Raw genomic sequence first — 20,238 nt, 5'->3', positions numbered from 1 at the left:
GCATCACGCATAATGATCAGGCCCTTTTTCTGTAACATAAAAGTTAATATGCTGGGAATATCGGCCAATATGCTAATCATGTATCTGCGTTTTTGCCTCTAGTTTTGGTTGAGTACTAAACCAAAAACAAACAGGGATGAAAATCAAATTAATTATGTTACTTATTTGCGCCTTCGCGATCAACCTCGTAAAGGCACAAACCAACGTCATCAGAGGAAAAGTCTCCGCTGATACCGGGGGCGGGATACCAGGTATCTCGGTAAAAGTAAAAGGCACTTCCATTGGAACAGCAACAGATGCAAACGGCAATTTCAGCCTTCAACATGCGGCTCCGGCTACACTCGTGGTAACCGGTATCGGCTACCTGACCAGGGAAGTGGTATTTAACAATGAGCCAAATTTTACGGTAATCCTTAAAAGCGACATGCAGGACCTGAACGAAGTGGTGGTCACGGCACTGGGGATCAAAAGAGAAAAAAGAATCCTGACTTACAGCTCGCAGGAAGTAAAAGGTGATCAGCTGACACAAGCCAAAGAACCAAATCTGGTGAATGCGATTGCGGGCAAAGTTTCCGGTGTACAAATCACGAGTTCTTCAGGTACCCCTGGAAGTTCATCGCGTATCGTGGTGAGGGGCGCAAATTCGTTTTATGGCAACAACGAGGCCTTAATGATCATCGACGGGATTCCGGTCGACAACAGCGAAAGGGGAAACCTCAATTCAGGGCCGGGAACAAACAGGATCGCTGATCTTGACCCAAATATCATCGACAACATCAACGTGTTGAAAGGCGGTGCAGCAACCGCTTTATATGGTTCAGACGGGGCAAAAGGAGTGATCATTATCACCACTAAAGCCGGACAGAAAAACAGAAAACCAAGCTTGAATTTCAGCTCTGGCTTTTCATTTGAGAACCCCTTGCTTCCCCAGTTACAGAACAAATACTCTTTGGGAACCAACGGAAAATATTTTGATGGTGTAACCCAAAAAACAAGCACCTCCTGGGGAGCCCTGATGGATACCTTAAAGATTAACGGACAGCCTGCAAAGGTCTACAATCAATCCGACCTGTTCTTTAAAACAGGTAAAACCTATAGCAATACCATGAGCGTTGACGGAGGTAGCAATATCGCTTCTTACTTCATTTCCTATTCGAACCTGAAGCAGGAAGGAACAATCCGTTCGACCTCATTCAACAGAAACACACTTTTTGCAAAGTACAACATGCAGGTGATCAAAGACCTGAACATGACCTTTTCATTGAACTATGCAAATACTAAAAACGACCGCCTGCCGGAGGGATATGCCTTGGAAAGTCCGGTTTGGACGATATTTTCTGCACCGGTATCCTATGATTTACAGCCTTCGCTGAATGAAGACGGTAGCCAGCGCCTGTTCCGTTTTTCCCGCAACAATCCATATTGGGTAACGGACAACATCAAAAACAAATCGGTAGTAAACAGGTTCATCCCAACTTTTACAGCCGATTACAAACCTTTAGACTGGCTAACGATCACCGAACGCTTTGGTGCAGACGTTTATGTGGAACAGGATAAATACAAAGAATCAAGACTTTCGGTCTCTAATCCGAACGGCCGTCTGGTAGACAATAATGTAAACTTCAGACAGTACAATAACGACCTCATGGTCAATGCCAACAAAACCTTTGGAGATTTCACTATGGACCTGCTCCTGGGAAACAACATCATCTCCACCTATACGCAAAACATCTATGCGAATGGTTTGGGAATTACAGTTCCCGGACTTGACAACATGAGTGCGGCCTCTAATGTCACTTATAAAGAGGAAAATTTTACGAGCAGAAAAATTGGTTTTTATGCACAGGCCAATGTCGATTATAAGAAGTTTTTAGTGCTGTCCTTAACAGGAAGATATGACGGAAACTCCGTACTGGCCAAACAGAGTAATTTTTATCCATATGGCTCAGCCGCAACCAGTTTTATTTTCTCTAATTTCTTCTCCAAAGGGCTTTCCGATGTGATGAATTTCGGTAAGCTGAGACTCTCTTATAGCACCGTTGGAAATGCAAGTATAGGTGCCTACAGTTTGCTCACTCCTTATGAGAGCCAGACCGTCAGGAACATCGCTTTCCCGTATAACGGGCAGTCAGGATTTTTAATCGGTGGCGTATTAAACGACCCTAATTTAAAGAATGAGAGGATCAATGAAATTGAACTGGGTTTAGAAACCGGATTTTTCCGGAACAGGATCAACCTGGAGCTGACCTATTTTAACAAGAAAACAGTTGATGGCATCATTCCAAATGTAGCAATTGCCCCTTCAACGGGTTACAATTCCACGAGTGTAAATTCTGCTGAAATGCGCAACCGCGGGATAGAGGTCCTGTTAAATGTTAAACCGGTAAAAACAGAAAACTTTAGCTGGGACTTTACCCTGAACTATAGCCGGATCCGCAATAAAGTACTGGCGATCTACGGAGATGTGAAACAAATCGGAAACGGTTTTACCAATATTATACTCAATCAGCCATATGGCGTAATCTATGGAACAAGGTACGACAGAAATGCAGAAGGAAAACTCCTCATCGATGATGCCGGATTGCCGTTAGTAGCAGAAAGACAGGGAATCATTGGCGATATCAACCCCGATTGGATGGGAGGGATCGTGAACAATTTCCGGTACAAACAATTTGGCCTCAGCTTTTCTTTTGACATGAAAAAAGGCGGGGACATTCAGAACAACGTAGATGGTTACGGCTACTTCTATGGGACACCTAAGGTAACTGAAAACCGTGGCCCAAGGGTAGTGGATGGCGTAAATATCAATACCGGAAACCCAAATCAGGTAGAAGTGAACGGACAGAGTTATTACCAGCGCATCAACGGGATCCTGGAATCTGTAATTCAGGATGGAACCTATGTTAAATTAAGAAATGTAAGTCTCGGTTATACGGTTAAACCTTCCTGGATTGCAAAAAGCCCGTTCAAAGCGATCTCTTTTAACGTGACCGGCCGCAACCTCTGGATCTATGCCCCGCATTTTACAGGTGGTGATCCTGAAGTAAGTTCATTTGGTTCTTCAAACGGATCGCAGGGAATCTATTCTTTCTCGACCCCAACATCGCGCTCCTTTGATTTCAGTTTAAAGTTAACCTTGTAAATTATAATACGATGAAGATGAAAAAGATAGCCCTGGCTTTAACCGTCATCAGTCTGGTGATGGGTTCAGGATGTAAGAAATATATTGATGTAAATAATGATCCCAACAGGCCGATTAATGTCAATGAACCATTAATGCTGGCACCGATTGAAATGCTGATCTCTCAAAATATAAATGCTGCCGGTGATGGCAATTTAAGCATCGTTTTGCAGCAATACATACAGGTGATTGCACTCAATCAGGTAGCCCCGAATTTCGGTACTTATTTAATGTACAGTCAGGATATGGATGGCGACTGGAACAACATGTACGTAAGGACATTAAACAACCTTTCCATACTAAAAACCAAAGCTGCCGGTAATGGTAACGCCAATTATTCAGGGATTGCTAAAATTTTAACTGCTTATTGCATAGGAACAGCGAGCGATGCCTGGGGGGATATCCCTTACTCGGCGGCTTTTAACGGTAAAGGTAACCTGACCCCGGTATATGACAGTCAGGAGTCGGTGTACAAACAAATCAATACCTTGTTAGAGGAGGGAATTGCAGATATTGCAAAGAAAACCGGTTTGAAGCCAGGTAGCGACGACTACTTTTACAGTGGCGATATGGACAAATGGACGAAACTGGCTTATACTTTAAAGGCCCGTTACCTGATGCACCTGACCAAAGCTCCTGGATATAGTGCCACCACACAGGCTCAGCTGGCCTTAACGGCACTGAATAACGGGATGACAACGAATGCCGATGACCTTAAGATGGTCTTTACAGGGACTCCGGGTACTGAAAACCCATGGCAGCAGAATTTTCTTCCTGCAAGCACTTTGGTACTTGCCAATACTTTTGTAGACGGATTTAAAACAAGAAATGATCCCAGATTAACTAAAATGATTGCACCGGCAAAAGAAACCGGACTCTTTACGGGAAGGGAAGCAGGCCTGGACGAAATTGGAAGTCTGGAATCTTATTCGATCCCTGCAGCGTTCTATGCAGCCCCAGGCGCATTTAATTACCTGGTTAACTATACGGAAGCCTTGTTTTTAAAAGCGGAGGCCACATTCATCATATCAGGCGCTGCAGCAGCTCAACCGATATATACCGAGGCAGTCAAAGCACACATGACAAAAGTAGGAGTAAGCACCGGGGATGCGGATCTTTACCTGAACAGCCGCGGGAGTTTGAGTTCAGCAAATGCAGTAAGACTGATTATCGAGGAAAAATCGATTGCCAATTTCCTGAACGCAGAGAACTACACAGACTGGCGGCGGACAGGATTTCCGGCACTGACAAAGGTTAAAAATGCACTCTCGGAAATTCCACGCAGGGTATTGTATCCGAACACAGAAATCATCTCCAATCCACAACCACAGCAAAGTGCAAAATTGATAGATAGGGTATGGTGGGATAAAAATTAATACAAATTCGTCGAATAAAAATTATATCACAAATAAGTGGTATAATTTTTATTCTGCTTTGCCAATGAAACTAAACCTATCAAACCAGGACTTCTGTATCTACCTCATCACTCAGTTTCCTTTTGCCGCAGATGAGGAAAAAGAAACAATGCTGTCTGATTATATGATGGCACATTTTAAAATGCCTTCCAAAGAGTGGCTGGAAGAACTGTCAGGCCAGACCGATGAAAACGGAGGGGAGCTGGATCCCTGGAATGGATATACCTATGTTCATGAAGTCAATGACAAGGTGACGCTTTTTGCTGAATTTCATGCCTACAACACCGTTTATTTTTTTAATGACATCTATTTGGGGAATAGCGGAGGACATGTTCATCTGTCTTTACTGACCTGGACAGAGTTAAAAGAAATCATCGAAAATGACAGGACGGAGCTTTCTCCGCTATTTTTATTGTTGCTCCCCCTGGTGATCGGCAATGACTCGGAAAGGACGGGAATTGAAGCTAAGATTTCTGCTGTGCTACAACAGACGGCACTGGATTTAAATGAAACACAGCTGGGGGAGATCACCAAAATGCTGAGCAGTCACCTGATTTTTGGCGATAGCCGGAAAAACATATTCACACCTAAAGAAAACATTGGCCTGACCACCAGTCGCAACCATTCAGAAAGAAATGAGCAGCACAGTGATGAAGAGCTGAAACAAATCAACGAAATCATCAGTCTGGCAAGCGGAGTTTAATGGTTGGCCTGGCTGGATTTTACCCATACGAGTTTATTCGGGCTGTTAAAACGGTATACATCCAGCCACCAGCTGGCTCCACCGCGACAAGAACTAAACAATAGTTTCTTCTTGTTATCGACCCTGACGTCACAAAGCTCGGAGCATCTGGACCTGGAATAATCCGGCTCGGCCAACTTTTCAAACTGACCTGATTTTGGCTGGTAGAGCCAGATGCTGAATATCCGGTATACGCCCATTCCGGCATCGGGTATGGAAAAGGCAACATCATCGTAACCATCGAAATTGTAATCGGCAATAATGCCCTGCCTCGCCTGATTCGGGTTGTCAAAATCAGGCAATTGCATTGTTTTTTTCGTCCCGTCCGGATACGAGATGCGAAGCTGGTTATGTTGAGTATGGTTGAAGGAAAGTAAAGCGCCATGCAAAAGGTATTGATCCGCTCCGTCGTAACTTTCTGATTTTTGCACGATAGATTCCAATGAAAAACGTTTGCCATCTTTTTTTCTCAAATACCAGATGTCGAGGACTTCTCTTAAACCCAGTGTGAGTCCGTAGTTTCCGGTTACCTTTCCATTAACCACCTCATTCCACACATAAGTTGTAAAATCAGGCTGACCGCTTTTACGTTCCGTACTGTCCACAGTCCGGCTTTTCACCAGTAATGGAATGATCCCTTGCTGACCATGATATTGTACAAAAGCACCTTTGCCATTGGTTCCAAAGTAAATCCGGAGCCGGAATGTCTTGGTTTCTCCAACTGATTTAAGGTCGAAAGGCTGGGCATGTACAACAGCAATGCTCAACAACAGGAATATACTGGTCAGAATTCTTTTCATCGGTTAAATATAAAAAGATCAGTTTCATATTTTAGGTACTTTTATTGCTATTCAAATAATTAGTCCGATTAAACCGCGATTACAAACCTAAACCTTAATGAAAAAATTTTTATTCCTCCTCCCCATTTTAGCGGTTATCATTTCCTGTCAGAAAGAAAGCAGTAAACTCACAGACATAGAAAAGATCAGTTTTGATCATTTATCTCCTGAAAATTTTTATAACACTTACCACATCCTCAACTCGAAAAAAGTGAATGTAGATTCGCTAAGAGCTTATAATAGAGACACCTTAATCGGAGGATCATATGAACTTCATCCTTTTGATGCCCATCCTAAAGAAATCCAATGTTATCCGGACTATAGCTACTATAGCCAAACGGAAGAAACACAGGACCACATCACAGAAGAAGACATCAAAGAGAAAAGGGTATTTGGCGTTACCCCGGTAACGGAAATAGCCGAATTCAAAAATATAAAGTTCAACTACGCCAGCTTTATCACAGACAAGCGCAATCACAAAATAGTGGGTGCTGTTTTTAGTACAAGAAATCATGCGGAAACCGATTACTATAAAAAAAATATCGCCTTGCTTCGCGAAAAATTAGGGAATCCTAAAGTTACTTACAGCGGTTTTACGGACGATAATGGTGGTCCGGTCCATTATCCTCTGGTATATGACATCTGGTTTTTGAATGGGAAAATGTTTCAGTTCCATATGAACTTAAAAGAGGAAGGGGCCGACAAATACGAATCTATCACGCTGGTGATTTTAAACGAAAACCTGACAGCTACTTTTGACAGCTCATTCAATATGAATTTTACGGTTTTTAAAGATTATCTTGATGAAGAGCGCTCACGCAGATTTCGCATTGAAAGTTTATTAATGGAACGTGTGGACCCAAAAGATTTGGATGCTGCCAGCGAAAGGGCGAAGACCGTTGTAGAATTGCTTAAAAAACGTAAATAAGGACTTCAAAGAAACTGCTGATGTCAAGAATCATAAAGACACATGAGATATGGAAACCGGTAAGAACATTAATTTCGTCACCCTGCTGCTGACCGCAGTTGCAGGCTTTTGTGATACGATTACCTTCGTGGCGGCAGACCGGATTTTTTCAGCGCATGTAACCGGAAATTTTATCGTATTTGCCTACCAGATGATCAAAGGTGCTGAACCAGGGGACTGGGTCAAACTGCTTACTTTTCCCGTGTTTATACTCGCTGTGATTGTGGGAGGATGGATTTCATCCAGATTCAAAAACAGCCATTTCCTGCTTTGTTGTGAAGGGATTCTGCTGATTGCTGCAGGGATACTTGCGTATAGTTCAACAGGTACAGTGAATTCGCTTATGACCGTTCAAATGTATATCGTCACGATGCTGATTGTTTTTGCCATGGGATTTCAGAACACTTTTGGAAAACTCTATGTAAAGGAAACTTACGGGCCTACTACGATGATGACGGGTAATGTCACCCAGTTTTCGCTTGATCTGAGGGCTTTGCTGAGCAGCGGATTTGTCGACCGTAGCTATCTGACAGGCCTGAAAAAAGGTGTAGTTACCCTGGGCGGATTTTTATTGGGTTGCTTTCTGGGTGCTTATGCGGGGAAGGTCTTTGGCCTGGCAGGAGTGCTCTTGCCAGGGGCAACAATGGTGATTTGTTACTTTTCAATGAGATCCGTACAGGAAATAAATTAAAACTTTCTTATAGCCTCTATTAATTACTTAAAATTAAATCAAAGAACATGAACAAGATCACAGTTAAAGACGGTACAGAAATTTACTACAAAGATTGGGGTACAGGACAACCGATCGTTTTTCATCATGGCTGGCCTTTGTCGGGCGACGACTGGGATGCACAAATGATGTTTTTCCTGGATAAAGGATTCAGGGTGATCGCACATGACCGCAGGGGACATGGAAGGTCTTCTCAAACTGCAGATGGCCATGACATGGATACCTATGCTGCAGATGTTGCGGAACTGGTCGCTGCACTTGACCTGAAAGATGCGATTCATGTCGGACATTCGACAGGTGGGGGGGAAGTGATCCGTTATGTCGCCAAACATGGCAAAGGCCGTGTGGCCAAAGCCGTATTAATCAGTGCGGTTACACCAATCATGGCAAAAACTGAAAACAATCCTGAGGGTGTTCCAATAGCCATATTCGACGAAATTCGTCAGGGAACGGCCACACAGAGATCTCAATACTTCAGGGATTTTACCACTGCATTTTATGGTTATAACCGTGAAGGCGCAAAGGTATCTGAAGGGGTTAAAGAAAACTGGTGGCGTCAGGGCATGATGGGCAGCATAAAAGCACATTACGACTGTATCAAAGCTTTCTCAGAAACAGATTTTACAGAAGACCTTAAAAGTGTGGATGTTCCGGTATTGGTGATGCATGGTGAGGACGATCAGATCGTTCCATTTGCGCTTACCGGTGCAAAAGCGGTGAAGCTGCTAAAAGATGGAAAGCTGATCTCTTATCCTGGTTTTCCTCATGGAATGCCAACTACAGAAGCAGCAACCATCAATGCAGACCTTTTGGCTTTTATTCAGGCTTAAATACAAAGCATTTGATTCAAAAAAGAGCGGCCGGCAATCACATTGCCGGCCGCTCTTTTTGTGATATCCGGGAATTTAGTGTGCAAAAGAGAACCTTCTGGAAATACTGAATCCCCAGCGATATTGTCCTTTGAGCCATGAACTGGTAGTTTGTGGAATGTACTGCATCTCCTGAATGGCGGTGGCATTTGTGAAGTTCAGGTGGAATACGTGTCCGCCGGTTTCCATTTCCAGCCCCACGCCTAAAGGGTTATAAAATTTGTTGGCCGTAACCTGTTCCAGATAGGCTTTGTCTGACTTGTTCCGGAACGGCAAAAAGTAATCTACAACCAGTGCCATGCGGCGCGTAAATTTAAATCTTCCACCAACACCAATCGCAAACATATCGTTCTGATCACGGAACGCGGTAAAGTTTCGGTGCACGTAACTTGGTGTAAGTGTAAAGGATAGGTTTGCGTTGAATTTCCTGGCCATGATAATTTGGGCTACCCAATTCTGACGGTCCTTAAAGCCATCGTAAGCAATAGGAGAAGCAGGATCATCCTTGTTGGAGCTTACTGCCGCAATGGTATTGCTGCCAAACAGGGTCACCGCAACAGGAATGTGGTCGTCGGTAGTTTGCTGGAGTAGGCGATATTTCAAACTTCCTTCGTAGAGTTGCTGTACCGCTGTTGCACCTTTTGCTCTGGCCAGGCCTATGGTCAGGTTATCGGTTATTCCGTATTCAAATCCAATCCGGACATCCGTGGAATTGTCCAGTCCGAAAAATTTACGGATTCCTCCGTTACTGCCGGCGATATCGCCAAAACGATGGTCAACTTTAAAATCCAGTTCATTCTTGTAAAGGGTTTCATTGGTATGCCCGTTGATCAGTTTGGTTGATTTGAAAGTTGCACTTACTTTCTCTCTGCCGGCAGCAGGAACTGCCAGTTCTTTTTCAAGCTCTTCCTGTGCAAATGCACACCGTCCGGTTAACAACAGCAGGACAAAAAAAACGGGTAAGGGGGATTTAAATGTTTTTATCTTCATTATTTCTTAGCTAAAAAGGTGGCCTGAATACGCACTTCAACGTACTCAGCAATGTTTTTAAATACAAGGGTTGGAATCTCAATACCATGATCGGCGATTTTGACCTTAAACACAGCACTGGCATTCAGCGTTCCCTTACTGACCTGCAGATCGGCCTGGGTTTTGTAAGTTTTGCTGACCCCGTGAATGTTCAGGTTGCCCTCGATGTTGACTTTATAGGTTCCATCGGTGGTCAGGTTAGCCGGCTCCTTAATTGTTCCCTTAAATTCGGAAACCGGGTACTTGTCGGACTCCATGTAGTTCTCGTTGAAATGCTCCTGCATCAGTTTCTTTTTAAACTGAAAGGAGGTGTTCTTAACTTTGAAAATGAGGTTACCGGATTTGGTGTCGATAACGGAACCTCCAACAGCACTCTTCCCCTCGATGTCTTCCATGACAGTGCTGGAGAAGAAAGAGACTTTGGCGTTATTACAGATCAGGATTTGCTGCGCATGCAGCCTGGAGCTGATCAGGGTAAAGAGGATAAGCAAAAAGGTGTTTTTCATGGTCATCTGTATTATTCAGGCATTTTATTATCGAACCATTCTTGTAAAGACTTCAACTCTGCAGCAGAAAGACTACCTCCCAGAGGCATGGATTTGCTGACCAGTACGGACTGCCGGATCCTGTTCTGGTTGCTGCTGACAGATGCGAGCCCGTCGAAAGTCCAGATGGCTGCTGCGCCTCTGCCTACACCGTGACATCTGGCGCATTTGGTTTGAAAGAGGGCCTGGGCAAAATTGGTGTAGGTAACTGTAGTCCCTGGTTTTTCTGGCGGAACTGGTGTGGGTTTCATTTCTGCAGCTTGTTTTTTAGAGCAGCTGAACAACAGGAGGTAGATGACTGTCAGGCTCAGATAGGGGATGTAATGCTTCATGGGCGGAAAGGTTTAGGATGAAATATGTGTTTAATTATAAGTGATACGGGGAGCCCGGGGCGATGGTTGCTTGCTGCTTTGAAATACATTGCAGAAAATAAAATAATCACCTGTATATCAGTTTGATGTCTACTGAAAAATATATTTTCGCTATCCCGCGCAACCTTTTATAGGTTTACATCGTAAGAGCAGATAGAAAATGGTCAGTTTAAAAAAGGTAATCACATTTATTTAGGTGCAGGAAATTATTAAAGGGTGTATTCAGAAAGACAGGTCCAGTCAGTATCTGCTCTATAAAGAATTCTATGGCTACTGTATGGGTATCTGTAAGCGCTACGTAATAAATGATGCTGATGCTGCAGAGGTGCTGAACAATGCCTTTCTCAAAGCATTTAACCACATTGAAAAGTATGATGTGAATAAACCTTTTAAAGCATGGATGGCTAAGATTACGGCCAACACGGCAATCGATCACTACCGCATGAAACTACGCTTTTCGGATCATGATGACATCACTGAACACGGACATATCGGCCAGGGAGCAGCAGTGTACGACCAGCTTGCCTATGCTGACCTTTTGAAACTGATTCAAACCCTTTCTCCCGCTTACCGCATTGTCTTTAATTTATATGCGATAGATGGGTATTCACACGAAGAAATTGCAGAGACACTAAACATATCCACAGGAACATCGAAATCAAATTTATTCAGGGCAAGGCAGAAATTGCAGGAAATGCTAAACGCAAACGATCAGGCGGAAACAGGATTGAAAATTGTAATGGGGAGAGATAAAAACATCAGCATAAATGAAAGACGAGCATAACATAGACCAGTTGTTTAAGGCTGGACTAGGTGATCCAGAAATTCCTTTCAATGAAATGGATTGGGAGAAGATGTCCAAAAAGCTTGATGACCACGAGAAGAAACGCATGCTGCCGCTTTGGTGGTTTGTTGGCGCTGGCATTGCTGCCACAGTACTGATTTTTCTGTTTACAATGCTCCTGGAGGAAGAGCCGGTAAACAAAGATCTGCTCAAGGCTAAAATCCTGAATCCAGACAAAGAGCCGATAGAAAAAACAGCTCAGTTGCAAAAACCTGTAAAGAAAAAAAGGAGTGTATCCCTGTCGGAGGATCTGGATAAAAAGGTAAACAGGCTGAAGCCGGGACCTCAAAGAGGGGAGCCCGGGGAATCAAAAATTCAATTGGTATCCACGAATCCCTTGCCAGCAAAGGTTCTGGCTGCTCATTTTCGGTTAAGCAGGCCAGAAGGCGATACCGTACAGTTTATTCCAATGAAAGCATCCGGAGTATATTCCGGAGCTAAAGTGCCCGGATATGCCAGCCTGAAGCATTCCGGTTTAACGCTCAGCATCATGGCGGCTCCGGACATCTCCGGTACAGGAGCAAACGTTTCCCCGAAAGTCAGTACGAATATCGGGTTACTGTTAACTTATCCGCTGAGCAAAAAAATAAGCCTGAGCACCGGGGTGATTTATGCAAAGAAGCTGTACAACTCGGCGGGGCCTGCTGCAATCAATAACGGATATGGGAATCAGTCGTGGGAAGTGAATGCCGATTGCAGGGTATTGGATATTCCCCTGAATGTCAACTATCAGGTGTTCAAAAGAAAAAAACTGGCAATAAGTGTGAATACCGGATTGTCCAGTTACCTGATGTTAAATGAGCGTTATGACTTAAGGAGCGGCCCGGATCATAACAGGTCAACGCTGGAAATCAGTAATGAAAATCAGCATATTTTTGGCATCACCAACCTGTCGCTGAGCCTGGAGCAAAAAGTAAATTCCTCATTAAGCATTGGTATACAGCCATTTGTCAAATTGCCGCTTAGGGGCGTGGGAAATTACGATGTCCGCCTGAATTCTACTGGTGTTTCCGTCTTTCTGAGCTTTAGCAGACTGAACGATAGGTAAATCAGACCGGCATCAGGAATGTTCCTATAACCTCGGCCTTCTCTGCCGCTTTTTAGCAGGCTGGGAATTTCTTTCTACTTTTAAGTATTCCTTTGGGGAGGAGCGTGCAGGACTTTCTTCCTCACTGCTTTTTTCTTTTGATGCAATGCGAACACTCAGTTCACGTCCTGCAAGTAAGGTGCCATTCAGTGCTGAAACCGCATTCTCGGCCACTTCCGTGCTCGACATCTCTATAAATCCATAGCCCTTACACTTTTTAGTTGCCCGGTCGTAAATAAACTTGACAGTGCTCACTTCTCCATGCAGACTAAACAGCTCGGCGAGCTGTACTTCATGGATCTCAGGCGGAAATCCACCTACAAAAAGTTTTTCCATCAATATCCTGTTTATGTAACTGCAAATATAAGGCCTTTGCCCAATTTTGCCGCATTTTACGTCCGAATTATCATCAAAAACAGGTCTTTTCTTATGCCGTCAGCTCAACTGGAAACAGGAGGTTAAGCGTCTTTAAGGCCTGCTTAAAGACGCCAACCACTGTTTCTTAGTGTTGTAAAAAATGGATCACCGCTTTGCCATCCGCGTTCTTTAAGCTGATGCCCAAAAGTTTAGCAGCAGTGGGGGCCACATCTTCGAGCCCGATCAAATCAAGAACAACACCCTTTTTAACACCGGCTCCGGCAATTATAAAACCAGTTTGTATTTCAGGTACATCGGGGAAGAAACCGTGAGCACCCCCTTTTTTTGGGCCAACAACTGGTCCTGAGGCCGCATCGTGGATATAAACGCCCTTTGAAGCAGCTAAAGCAAATTTGGCATGCGGATCTGCTCCAATCTTATCCAGCTCATCCCGCTCCACGATTCTGAACATCAGCTGGTATTCTTTAGGCAATTCCGCTAGTTTCTTACGGACTTTAGCCAGTGTTTTCAAATCGTTATTGTCCTTCAGATGAAAAAACGCAGCTCCACCTGCAGCCTGAAATTTTGCTACAGGCTCCTCTGTACCCACTTTACTGTCAATGCCGAGTTCTGTTAACCATACGTTGGGCGAAAGTACTTTATTGAGGTCTAAAAAGCCATGGTCACCTGTGATGATAATGGTGGTACTGTCTTCCAATCCCGCTTTTTTAACGGCATCGACCAGGTTCATCACCGCATGATCCGCCGCGGCGACAGCTTTGTTCACTCCTGGTCCCGAGCGACCTTCCTTATGTTCTGCCCCGTCAACGCCGGCAATGTGGATGGTCAACAGGCTGGGCTTGTATTTACGGAAGATGTAGGCCGCCATCCGGCTGTTGTTTTCGTCCATCGCCAATGAACTTAGGTTCAGGTCTTCCATATCGACTGCTCCAATGGCATATTTTTCCATTTCTTCCAGTAAACCTTTTGGCGTTGCGAATTCGGAGATCGCGCTTTTGCGGTCGGCCATATTCGTTGCAGACCATATTTCGGGCAGGTTATAGTCGATCTCTGCACCAACAGATACCGGCCAGGATATCGACGCAGATTTCATTCCTCCTGCTCTTACCGCCTGCCATAAGGTTTCGGCTTTGATCTTTTTACTATCCGTTGTCCATTCATAGATCCGCTGCTCATTGGGCATGGTGTTATAGGTAATGCCATGTTTGGCGGGGAAAGTGCCTGTGATCAGGGTGGTATGGGAAGGGTAGGTCACACTTGGGAATATGCAGCGCACACCTTTTGCATAAGATCCGGCTTTCATTAACTGCTGCAGGTTGGGTGTTGGCCAGCTTTTGTCGAGGTAGAAGTCAGGACGGAAACCATCGATACTAACCAAAATAACATGTTTGCTGGTTTGTGCATGGGCATTAATAGAAACAGCTGCGGTTAAAAGGATTAAACCCAGGTATTTTTTTAAAATGTGTTTTTTCATCTTTCGGATTAATTAATAAACGGGAAAATTTCCTTAGCTTTTTTGTTGGCTACGAGCACCTTATTCATATCGTGTTTCATGGTGACCACACCACTTGTAATGTTGTTTGTAAAATCATCCATTTCCCTGTTTTTTGGGATAAAAGACGGAATTTGCGCAATCAGGTCGGCAGGTTTTACATTTTTATTGTTCAGTTGTTCCGTTTGTGAGACCGGAAACCTGATGCCCAGATCGGTCATTCTTCTTCCTTCGGAAATAAAAATCTCCTGTCTCATTCTATAAACCAGGTATAAAACTGCATCCTGTGTGGTTGCTGAATTGATGTCATCGGCGGTAACCATCGTGCCGGAAACGGTTGAAATGTTGATGTTGGCAATTTTTCTGTTCAATACATAACCGCTTCTTTCCACGTCATTTTCATCGAAGCGGACTTTTACAGCAGTTAAAGGATAATCGGTCCTGTTACCTCCGTTGCGTGTTTCTTTCACATCGCTCAGGGAGACCACCGGACGTTTGGCGATGACATCGGCTAACAGGTTTTTTAAGGTAGTTTGTGCAGCCGTCAGCTCATTGCCGGAAGCCTGTGCCTCTGCAATAATCAGGTAGGCTTCTTCCGATTTGATATAGCTTACCGGTTTTTGATCAAGCGCAATGGTTCCCGTATTGTAGTACTTGGGATCTAAGAAATCCAGGCGTGGAAGCGGCGCAAACTCATTGGTTGTGGAAGAAAAAAGATAGGTCTGGAAATCGTTGGCAGCAGAATTCTGTCCGTCAAAAGATTGCTGTTTCAGTAGTAAGGGATTTGCCATGGCAGCAGTGGCAAATGTTTTTGCCTGTACCGCATCGCCAAGGTCGTAATACACCCTCGCTTTTAATAAAGTATAAGCGAGTTTTTCATTGGCATCGGTTTGCAATGCCAGTGCCTGGTCAAGGGCAGTAATGGCGAGTGCATAGTGTTCAGCAGGACTAAGTACAGCACCTTTTGCTGATCCGGGAAGGCCGGTAAACAGTTCTCCACTGAGCACATGTGAAAAGGCATTGATGAAATACATCTCTGCTTTTTGTACGGCAGTAGTCGTTTTGTCGGCATTTACAACCGTTGTTAATCCGTATTCCGACAACTCCCGTAACCTTTGAATGGCAGACTGGATATTGTTCACATCAAGATCAAAATTGTCGATCTGGGGAATGTCGAATACTTTGTTGCTTAGGGTTCTGTTGTTATAATAGTTATCGGAAACCAGCTCCGTATTGACGATCACCTGGTTCAAGGTTAAGGCCATTTGTCTCCTCATGCCCGTTAGCCAGGTTGTCGATACGTTTGTTGTGGTCAGGTAAACCTCATCTGTAATATTTGGATTGTCTTTTTTGCAACTTAAAAAGCTGCCCGATAGTGCGGTGGCAATAATTATGTTCTTGATATATGTCTTCATTTTTTTCTCTTTAAAAATTTACCCTCATGGAACCAACAAATTGTCTTGGTGCGGAATAGGTAGAGTAGGAAATACCTCCGGTGGTGGCACCGTTCTGTCCTTGTGAACTTCCACTGATGGTGGCCTCAGGATCGAAGCTTGAGGTGGAGAAGTTTAGCGGGTTGACTACAGAAAAACCTACATTAACGCTTTTTACGACCCCTTTCCATGCGCCGGGTTTAAAGTTGTAGCCCAGCCCGATGGTCCTTACCTTGATGTAATCTGTTTTCTCTACGAACCTGTTGGTGATGTCAAGCCATTTGGTTCTTCCGCTTTTATCAATTTCTGCCTGCGGAATCCCTTCTGTTGATGCCCCATAATTGAACCTGAACTGCCTGTCAAAGGATACGGCATTAGCCCCTTTCTGGTAATCGGCATTGGCAAAGAAATTAAATGATTTATACTGGAAGTTCAGCCCCATGCTGCCAAAGAGGTCGGGTACGGTGGTACCGAGATTCTGTTGTGCGGCAGTGCTGACCAATAGTCCTTCTTCATTGAATACCCCATAATTGCCCCTGATGAAACCAATCGGATAACCTTCCTGTACAACCGTTTGAACGGTTCTTGCACTAAAGCCATTGATGTTAAATGCAGCAGCACCACCAGAGCTCAGTACTTTATTATATAGGGTGTTTACCGAGAGGTTAAACTTCAGGCTCGTACTGGCAGTCTGGATCGGCGTGAGTACGGTATTGAATTCCAATCCGCGGTTGAGGATTTTGCCTGTATTTTGTAACTGGCTGATCTGTCCTGTAGAAGGTGCCGGTGGAACCACAAATAAGGCATCATTGGTAATGGAATGATAGAATCCTGCCGAAATGACCACCCGGTCATTAAAAAAGCCTAGGTCCATTCCTGCTTCTATGGTATTGGTCTTTTCGGGTTTTAAATCCGGATTTCCGGGTTGTCCGAAAGAGGCTGCCTGTGCACCATTGAAACCGATGAATGATATGGTACGCTCATTTGCAAAAGGGGTAGGGAAGTTTCCGGCAATCCCGTAGTTACCGCGGACTTTTGCGGAGGAAACGACCCCGGAAATCGCCTTGAAATAAGGTTCTGCACTTGGAATATAAGAAATTCCGATTTTTGGATAATACTGTGTGCCAATGTTCTTTCCAAAGGCAGAGTTGCCGTCTCCACGCAAACCAAGATCCAGGAAGATCTTGTTCTTATAACCTGCGTTTTCCTGAAGGTAGATCCCATAACTGGTTACCGCAGAATAATATTCATCACCTGTCCGGGTTGCCGCGATGCTGATCGTCTGTGCACCGTCTCGGATGTTGGAGCCAAGGTATTGGATCTGATGGTCCTCATTTCTGAAAACCTGTCCGCCGGCAGTTGTAATGAAAGAGAAATCGCCTGCTTTTACCTCATACTGTCCGTTGAATTCGAAGGTCAGGCCGAGGTAATTTCTATCAAAATTATCGATGCTTCCCTGATCATTTATCGAGGTATTGGTGGTATGGGAAAGGTATTTATTGGTGGTAATGATCTGCTGGCGTTGTGCGCGGTAATCAACGCCACCGGTTGCTTTGAACGTCAGGTTTTTGAGGGGCTGGTATTTAAACACCTGAGAGGTCTGGAACCTGTTGATCGTAATGCCGTTGTCCTGCAGGGCCTCTGCCTGATCAACATAGGCTTTAATCGCTGCATATTCTTCATCCGTCATGGCATCCAGGTCATTTTTAAACTTTGGGCCGGTAATTGCAGATGCACCACTCTCCGCAAACCATAAACCGGTATAACCGCCCTGGTTTCCGTTACGGCTGCGTTTATATTTATTGTTGATGTAACTGAAGGAGCTCTCATAAGTAACTTTTGTACCCAATGAGGCCCTTAATCCCGTTCTGAGGTCAATACGTCTGTTGCTGTTCTGATCGTAGATCTGTGTTCCTGAGCTGTTCTGATAGCCACCGGAAAAGCTATACCCGAACTTTCCGTCGCCACCGTTTAAGGAAAGGTTATGTTTCTGATAAAAGCCGTTCTGGAAAAGCAGGTCTTTGGTTCTTTTGAAATGCAGATAATCCGCAGTAGGTGTTTCCACACCCAGCTGTGTTTCCAGGGTAATGTCTGTCTTATCGGCACCGCCTTTTTTAGTAATGATCTGAATGACCCCATTGGCCGCGTCAGAGCCATATAAGGTCGTGGCTGCTCCACCGTTCACAAACTCAATTTTTTCGATGTTGTCCATAGGGATATCGGAAATCGAACTGATGGCCGCGCCCGTCGCGCTTCCGCCGCCCAGGGCAGCCCTGGTATTGAGGTTGTCCATTCTTACCCCATCTACATAGATGATCGGGGTAGAGCTGATGAAAGCCGAGTTGACACCCCTCGAGCGGATGATCGAGGTTGCGCCCGCCTGTCCGCCGGTTAACCTGATCTGTGCATTTGGCAATTTTGACTGAAGCAGCTGATCGATTCTGGAAGCGGGGATGTCTCTGATGTCTTTTTCAGAAATGCTCACCACATTCGAGGATAGCCTTCTTTTGCTCACATCAATCCCCTGACCGGTTACCACGACTTCGTCCAGGCCCAAAAGGTCTTCTTCCAGTTGGATATCGATGCTGAGGCTTGCCGAATTTCGAGGGATATTGAATTCCCTGGCCTTAAAACCGATGGACCGCACCTCGATCACAACATCATCCTTGTCGGTCGGAATGGATAAACGGTAGCTGCCTTTATTGTCAGTTTGGGTGGCAGCTGTAGTACCTTTCACCCTGATGCTCACACCGGGAAGCGTTTCTCCTGTACGTTTATCCCTGACGATACCGGAGACCAGCATTGGAGGCCATACTTTTTGGGTATTGATCAGGATGTATTTATCACTGATCTGGCGGATTTCCAGCCCGGTATTTTTCATCAGCTGTTTCAATATTTGAGCTACTGATTCTTGCCTGGCATCTATATTGAATAATCTGCCGGCGTTGAGGCTATTGTTTTCATAGCCAATTACAAAAGGTGTTCTTTTTTCGATTAAATCAAGAACCTTTCTCAAAGGAAGATCCTTTGCAGATAGGTCTATCTTCATGTCATTCATCGATTGCCCGGCGGTTGAACCTGCATAGAGCAACGCGTTTGAAAGAAAAAGCAGGACTAGTGTTAGCTTCATTTTGAGGTTAAAAAGTGACCATGTCGGGTGTTTGGAACCCGGGTAATATTTTTGCATCTTTGATTAAGTTTTTAATGTTTGAACGATCATTGGAAATGATGAGCATTGCTGCAATGCTCATAAACAGCCGAAAATGTTAGCGCATTTCCGGCTTTTTTTATGTTTGGTTCTTTTACATAATCTTTATTTAATGGTGATCTGATTGGTTTGATAACTAAACTTTCTTTTGGTCAGTATGGATAGGATCTCCATGACCCTGTTGGCCGGTTCTTTATTGAATTTGATCGTGTAGCGCAGGCCGCGGTCTGTTTTGGTGTTAAATACCACCTTCAGGTGGTAATATCTTTCGAGCTGACTGGCGATTTCGCTGATGGTACTGTTGTCTATATAAAGCTTATTGTCCTTCCAGAAGGAAAAGAGTGCCGTATCTTCCGTCTTGAGTTCTGTTTTTCCTGTGGCTTTATAGAAACTTAATGTGCTACCTTTTGTCATCCCGGGGGCAATGGTCTTCTCCCGGCCGGCAATATTTTTCGCGACCATGACCTTGCCGGTCAATACGGCTATTTTTATCTTATCCATATCAGGATAAGCATTGATGTTGAACGATGTTCCAAGAACCCTGGTGCTCAAATCACCCGACTGAATAATAAACGGGCGGTTTTTGTCTTTGGCCACTTCAAAAAAAGCTTCCCCGCGAAGGGAAACCCTGCGCTGGCTTTCTCCAAAATCCTTAGACAGGATGAGTTCGGTGCCTACATTCAGCAAGACCTTAGAACCATCAGGAAGTAACAATTCCTTTTGTTTATGGAGATCAGAAAATAAGGCAATTTCTTTTTTTGAGGCTTGTCTCTGCTGACTGAGGTAGGTATAACCCAAAACACCAGTACTCAACATCAGTAGTACTGCTGCTGCATATTTAAGGTAAGTGGGGTTAAACCAGGATTTCTTAGCGGGATGTATTTGACCGGCTAAATAAAACCTGATATTTTCTGCCAGTTCCGCTTTTGAATCCGGGTCACTTAATAAGGGCGCTTCTTCGGCTGTGGAACCAATGCTATGGTACCAGGAATCTACGGCATTGCGCAATGCTACATCTGTCTCCTCTTTGAGATAGTTCCTTAGGGCAGCTTTCAGCTCCTTCTCCTTGTTTTTGTCTGACATCATTACCATAGATATCACACAGAAG

Annotated in this window: 17 protein-coding genes; 8 read left to right on the top strand and 9 right to left on the bottom strand. The window is 44.4% G+C overall.

Annotated elements, in window-relative coordinates:
- Positions 1–136 precede the first annotated feature (136 nt).
- From DBR43_RS30840 to DBR43_RS30830, 3 genes are all read left to right on the top strand, one after another.
- The gene (locus tag DBR43_RS30840; RefSeq protein WP_124587201.1) at positions 137–3,142 is read left to right on the top strand and encodes a SusC/RagA family TonB-linked outer membrane protein; all 3,006 of its coding nucleotides are present in this window, start codon (positions 137–139) and stop codon (positions 3,140–3,142) included.
- 17 nt (positions 3,143–3,159) lie between these two features.
- The gene (locus tag DBR43_RS30835) at positions 3,160–4,557 is read left to right on the top strand and encodes a SusD/RagB family nutrient-binding outer membrane lipoprotein (RefSeq protein ID WP_199757176.1); all 1,398 of its coding nucleotides are present in this window, start codon (positions 3,160–3,162) and stop codon (positions 4,555–4,557) included.
- Between the two features lie 64 nt (positions 4,558–4,621).
- Positions 4,622–5,299 carry an Imm19 family immunity protein gene (locus DBR43_RS30830; RefSeq protein ID WP_124587199.1) on the top strand — a complete coding sequence of 226 codons (678 nt, stop codon included), beginning with the start codon at positions 4,622–4,624 and terminating at the stop codon, positions 5,297–5,299.
- Here the strand turns inward: DBR43_RS30830 and DBR43_RS30825 are convergent.
- A complete protein-coding gene (locus tag DBR43_RS30825; protein ID WP_124587198.1) occupies positions 5,296–6,138 on the bottom strand; it encodes an XAC2610-related protein in 843 nt (280 codons plus the stop codon). The two genes, DBR43_RS30830 and DBR43_RS30825, sit on opposite strands and share 4 nt — an antisense overlap.
- Positions 6,139–6,235: 97 nt before the next feature.
- Between DBR43_RS30825 and DBR43_RS30820 the strand changes: the two genes are divergently transcribed.
- Genes DBR43_RS30820 through DBR43_RS30810 form a run of 3 tightly spaced genes read left to right on the top strand, consistent with a single transcriptional unit; the run spans position 6,236 to position 8,704 of the window.
- Entirely contained in the window at positions 6,236–7,105 is an 870-nt protein-coding gene (locus DBR43_RS30820; RefSeq protein WP_124587197.1) for a hypothetical protein, read from the top strand.
- A 49-nt stretch (positions 7,106–7,154) separates the two neighbouring features.
- A complete protein-coding gene (locus DBR43_RS30815) occupies positions 7,155–7,835 on the top strand; it encodes a YoaK family protein (protein WP_124587196.1) in 681 nt (226 codons plus the stop codon).
- 47 nt (positions 7,836–7,882) lie between these two features.
- Positions 7,883–8,704: an alpha/beta fold hydrolase gene (locus DBR43_RS30810; protein WP_124587195.1), complete on the top strand. Its 822-nt coding sequence runs from the start codon at positions 7,883–7,885 to the stop codon at positions 8,702–8,704.
- A gap of 75 nt (positions 8,705–8,779) precedes the next feature.
- On the opposite strand, the gene DBR43_RS30805 is transcribed toward DBR43_RS30810, so the two are convergent.
- Genes DBR43_RS30805 through DBR43_RS30795 form a run of 3 tightly spaced genes read right to left on the bottom strand, consistent with a single transcriptional unit; the run spans position 8,780 to position 10,649 of the window.
- Positions 8,780–9,733 (bottom strand): DUF5777 family beta-barrel protein, encoded by a 954-nt coding sequence (locus tag DBR43_RS30805; RefSeq protein ID WP_124587194.1) that lies wholly within the window; start codon positions 9,731–9,733, stop codon positions 8,780–8,782.
- The gene (locus DBR43_RS30800; protein ID WP_124587193.1) at positions 9,733–10,278 is read right to left on the bottom strand and encodes a YceI family protein; all 546 of its coding nucleotides are present in this window, start codon (positions 10,276–10,278) and stop codon (positions 9,733–9,735) included. Before DBR43_RS30800 ends, DBR43_RS30805 begins: the two co-directional genes overlap by 1 nt.
- Before the next feature lie 11 nt (positions 10,279–10,289).
- On the bottom strand, positions 10,290–10,649 hold the full coding sequence (locus tag DBR43_RS30795) for a c-type cytochrome (protein ID WP_124587192.1): 360 nt from the start codon (positions 10,647–10,649) through the stop codon (positions 10,290–10,292).
- A 235-nt stretch (positions 10,650–10,884) separates the two neighbouring features.
- Between DBR43_RS30795 and DBR43_RS30790 the strand changes: the two genes are divergently transcribed.
- Together DBR43_RS30790 and DBR43_RS30785 are read left to right on the top strand one after the other, a co-directional pair.
- The gene (locus DBR43_RS30790) at positions 10,885–11,472 is read left to right on the top strand and encodes an RNA polymerase sigma factor (RefSeq protein WP_199757175.1); all 588 of its coding nucleotides are present in this window, start codon (positions 10,885–10,887) and stop codon (positions 11,470–11,472) included.
- Positions 11,456–12,580 (top strand): hypothetical protein, encoded by a 1,125-nt coding sequence (locus DBR43_RS30785; RefSeq protein ID WP_124587191.1) that lies wholly within the window; start codon positions 11,456–11,458, stop codon positions 12,578–12,580. The genes DBR43_RS30790 and DBR43_RS30785 overlap by 17 nt, the downstream gene beginning before the upstream one ends.
- Positions 12,581–12,604: 24 nt before the next feature.
- Here DBR43_RS30785 and DBR43_RS30780 read toward each other — a convergent pair whose 3' ends face one another.
- The 5 genes from DBR43_RS30780 to DBR43_RS30760 form a co-directional block, all read right to left on the bottom strand.
- Positions 12,605–12,955, bottom strand: coding sequence for an RNA recognition motif domain-containing protein (locus DBR43_RS30780; RefSeq protein WP_124587190.1), 351 nt, complete (start codon positions 12,953–12,955; stop codon positions 12,605–12,607).
- A 166-nt stretch (positions 12,956–13,121) separates the two neighbouring features.
- Positions 13,122–14,471: an alkaline phosphatase family protein gene (locus DBR43_RS30775; RefSeq protein ID WP_124587189.1), complete on the bottom strand. Its 1,350-nt coding sequence runs from the start codon at positions 14,469–14,471 to the stop codon at positions 13,122–13,124.
- An 8-nt stretch (positions 14,472–14,479) separates the two neighbouring features.
- Positions 14,480–15,904 carry a tetratricopeptide repeat protein gene (locus tag DBR43_RS30770; protein ID WP_124587188.1) on the bottom strand — a complete coding sequence of 475 codons (1,425 nt, stop codon included), beginning with the start codon at positions 15,902–15,904 and terminating at the stop codon, positions 14,480–14,482.
- 10 nt (positions 15,905–15,914) lie between these two features.
- Positions 15,915–19,109, bottom strand: coding sequence for a TonB-dependent receptor domain-containing protein (locus tag DBR43_RS30765; protein ID WP_124587187.1), 3,195 nt, complete (start codon positions 19,107–19,109; stop codon positions 15,915–15,917).
- 126 nt (positions 19,110–19,235) lie between these two features.
- Entirely contained in the window at positions 19,236–20,216 is a 981-nt protein-coding gene (locus tag DBR43_RS30760) for a FecR family protein (RefSeq protein WP_158622643.1), read from the bottom strand.
- Positions 20,217–20,238: the final 22 nt, after the last annotated feature.

This window comes from Pedobacter sp. KBW06 (assembly GCF_003852525.1).
Lineage (GTDB): Bacteria > Bacteroidota > Bacteroidia > Sphingobacteriales > Sphingobacteriaceae > Pedobacter.
This window is presented reverse-complemented; position numbering and strand designations above follow the sequence as displayed.

Bases quoted from the DNA above. Each gene is read 5' to 3' on its own strand.
- DBR43_RS30840 (WP_124587201.1), top strand. From the start codon at position 137: ATGAAAATCAAATTAATTATGTTACTTATTTGCGCCTTCGCGATCAAC.
- DBR43_RS30835 (WP_199757176.1), top strand. From the start codon at position 3,160: ATGAAAAAGATAGCCCTGGCTTTAACCGTCATCAGTCTGGTGATGGGT.
- DBR43_RS30830 (WP_124587199.1), top strand. From the start codon at position 4,622: ATGAAACTAAACCTATCAAACCAGGACTTCTGTATCTACCTCATCACT.
- DBR43_RS30825 (WP_124587198.1), bottom strand. From the start codon at position 6,138: ATGAAAAGAATTCTGACCAGTATATTCCTGTTGTTGAGCATTGCTGTT.
- DBR43_RS30820 (WP_124587197.1), top strand. From the start codon at position 6,236: ATGAAAAAATTTTTATTCCTCCTCCCCATTTTAGCGGTTATCATTTCC.
- DBR43_RS30815 (WP_124587196.1), top strand. From the start codon at position 7,155: ATGGAAACCGGTAAGAACATTAATTTCGTCACCCTGCTGCTGACCGCA.
- DBR43_RS30810 (WP_124587195.1), top strand. From the start codon at position 7,883: ATGAACAAGATCACAGTTAAAGACGGTACAGAAATTTACTACAAAGAT.
- DBR43_RS30805 (WP_124587194.1), bottom strand. From the start codon at position 9,733: ATGAAGATAAAAACATTTAAATCCCCCTTACCCGTTTTTTTTGTCCTG.
- DBR43_RS30800 (WP_124587193.1), bottom strand. From the start codon at position 10,278: ATGAAAAACACCTTTTTGCTTATCCTCTTTACCCTGATCAGCTCCAGG.
- DBR43_RS30795 (WP_124587192.1), bottom strand. From the start codon at position 10,649: ATGAAGCATTACATCCCCTATCTGAGCCTGACAGTCATCTACCTCCTG.
- DBR43_RS30785 (WP_124587191.1), top strand. From the start codon at position 11,456: ATGAAAGACGAGCATAACATAGACCAGTTGTTTAAGGCTGGACTAGGT.
- DBR43_RS30780 (WP_124587190.1), bottom strand. From the start codon at position 12,955: ATGGAAAAACTTTTTGTAGGTGGATTTCCGCCTGAGATCCATGAAGTA.
- DBR43_RS30775 (WP_124587189.1), bottom strand. From the start codon at position 14,471: ATGAAAAAACACATTTTAAAAAAATACCTGGGTTTAATCCTTTTAACC.
- DBR43_RS30770 (WP_124587188.1), bottom strand. From the start codon at position 15,904: ATGAAGACATATATCAAGAACATAATTATTGCCACCGCACTATCGGGC.
- DBR43_RS30765 (WP_124587187.1), bottom strand. From the start codon at position 19,109: ATGCAAAAATATTACCCGGGTTCCAAACACCCGACATGGTCACTTTTT.
- DBR43_RS30760 (WP_158622643.1), bottom strand. From the start codon at position 20,216: ATGATGTCAGACAAAAACAAGGAGAAGGAGCTGAAAGCTGCCCTAAGG.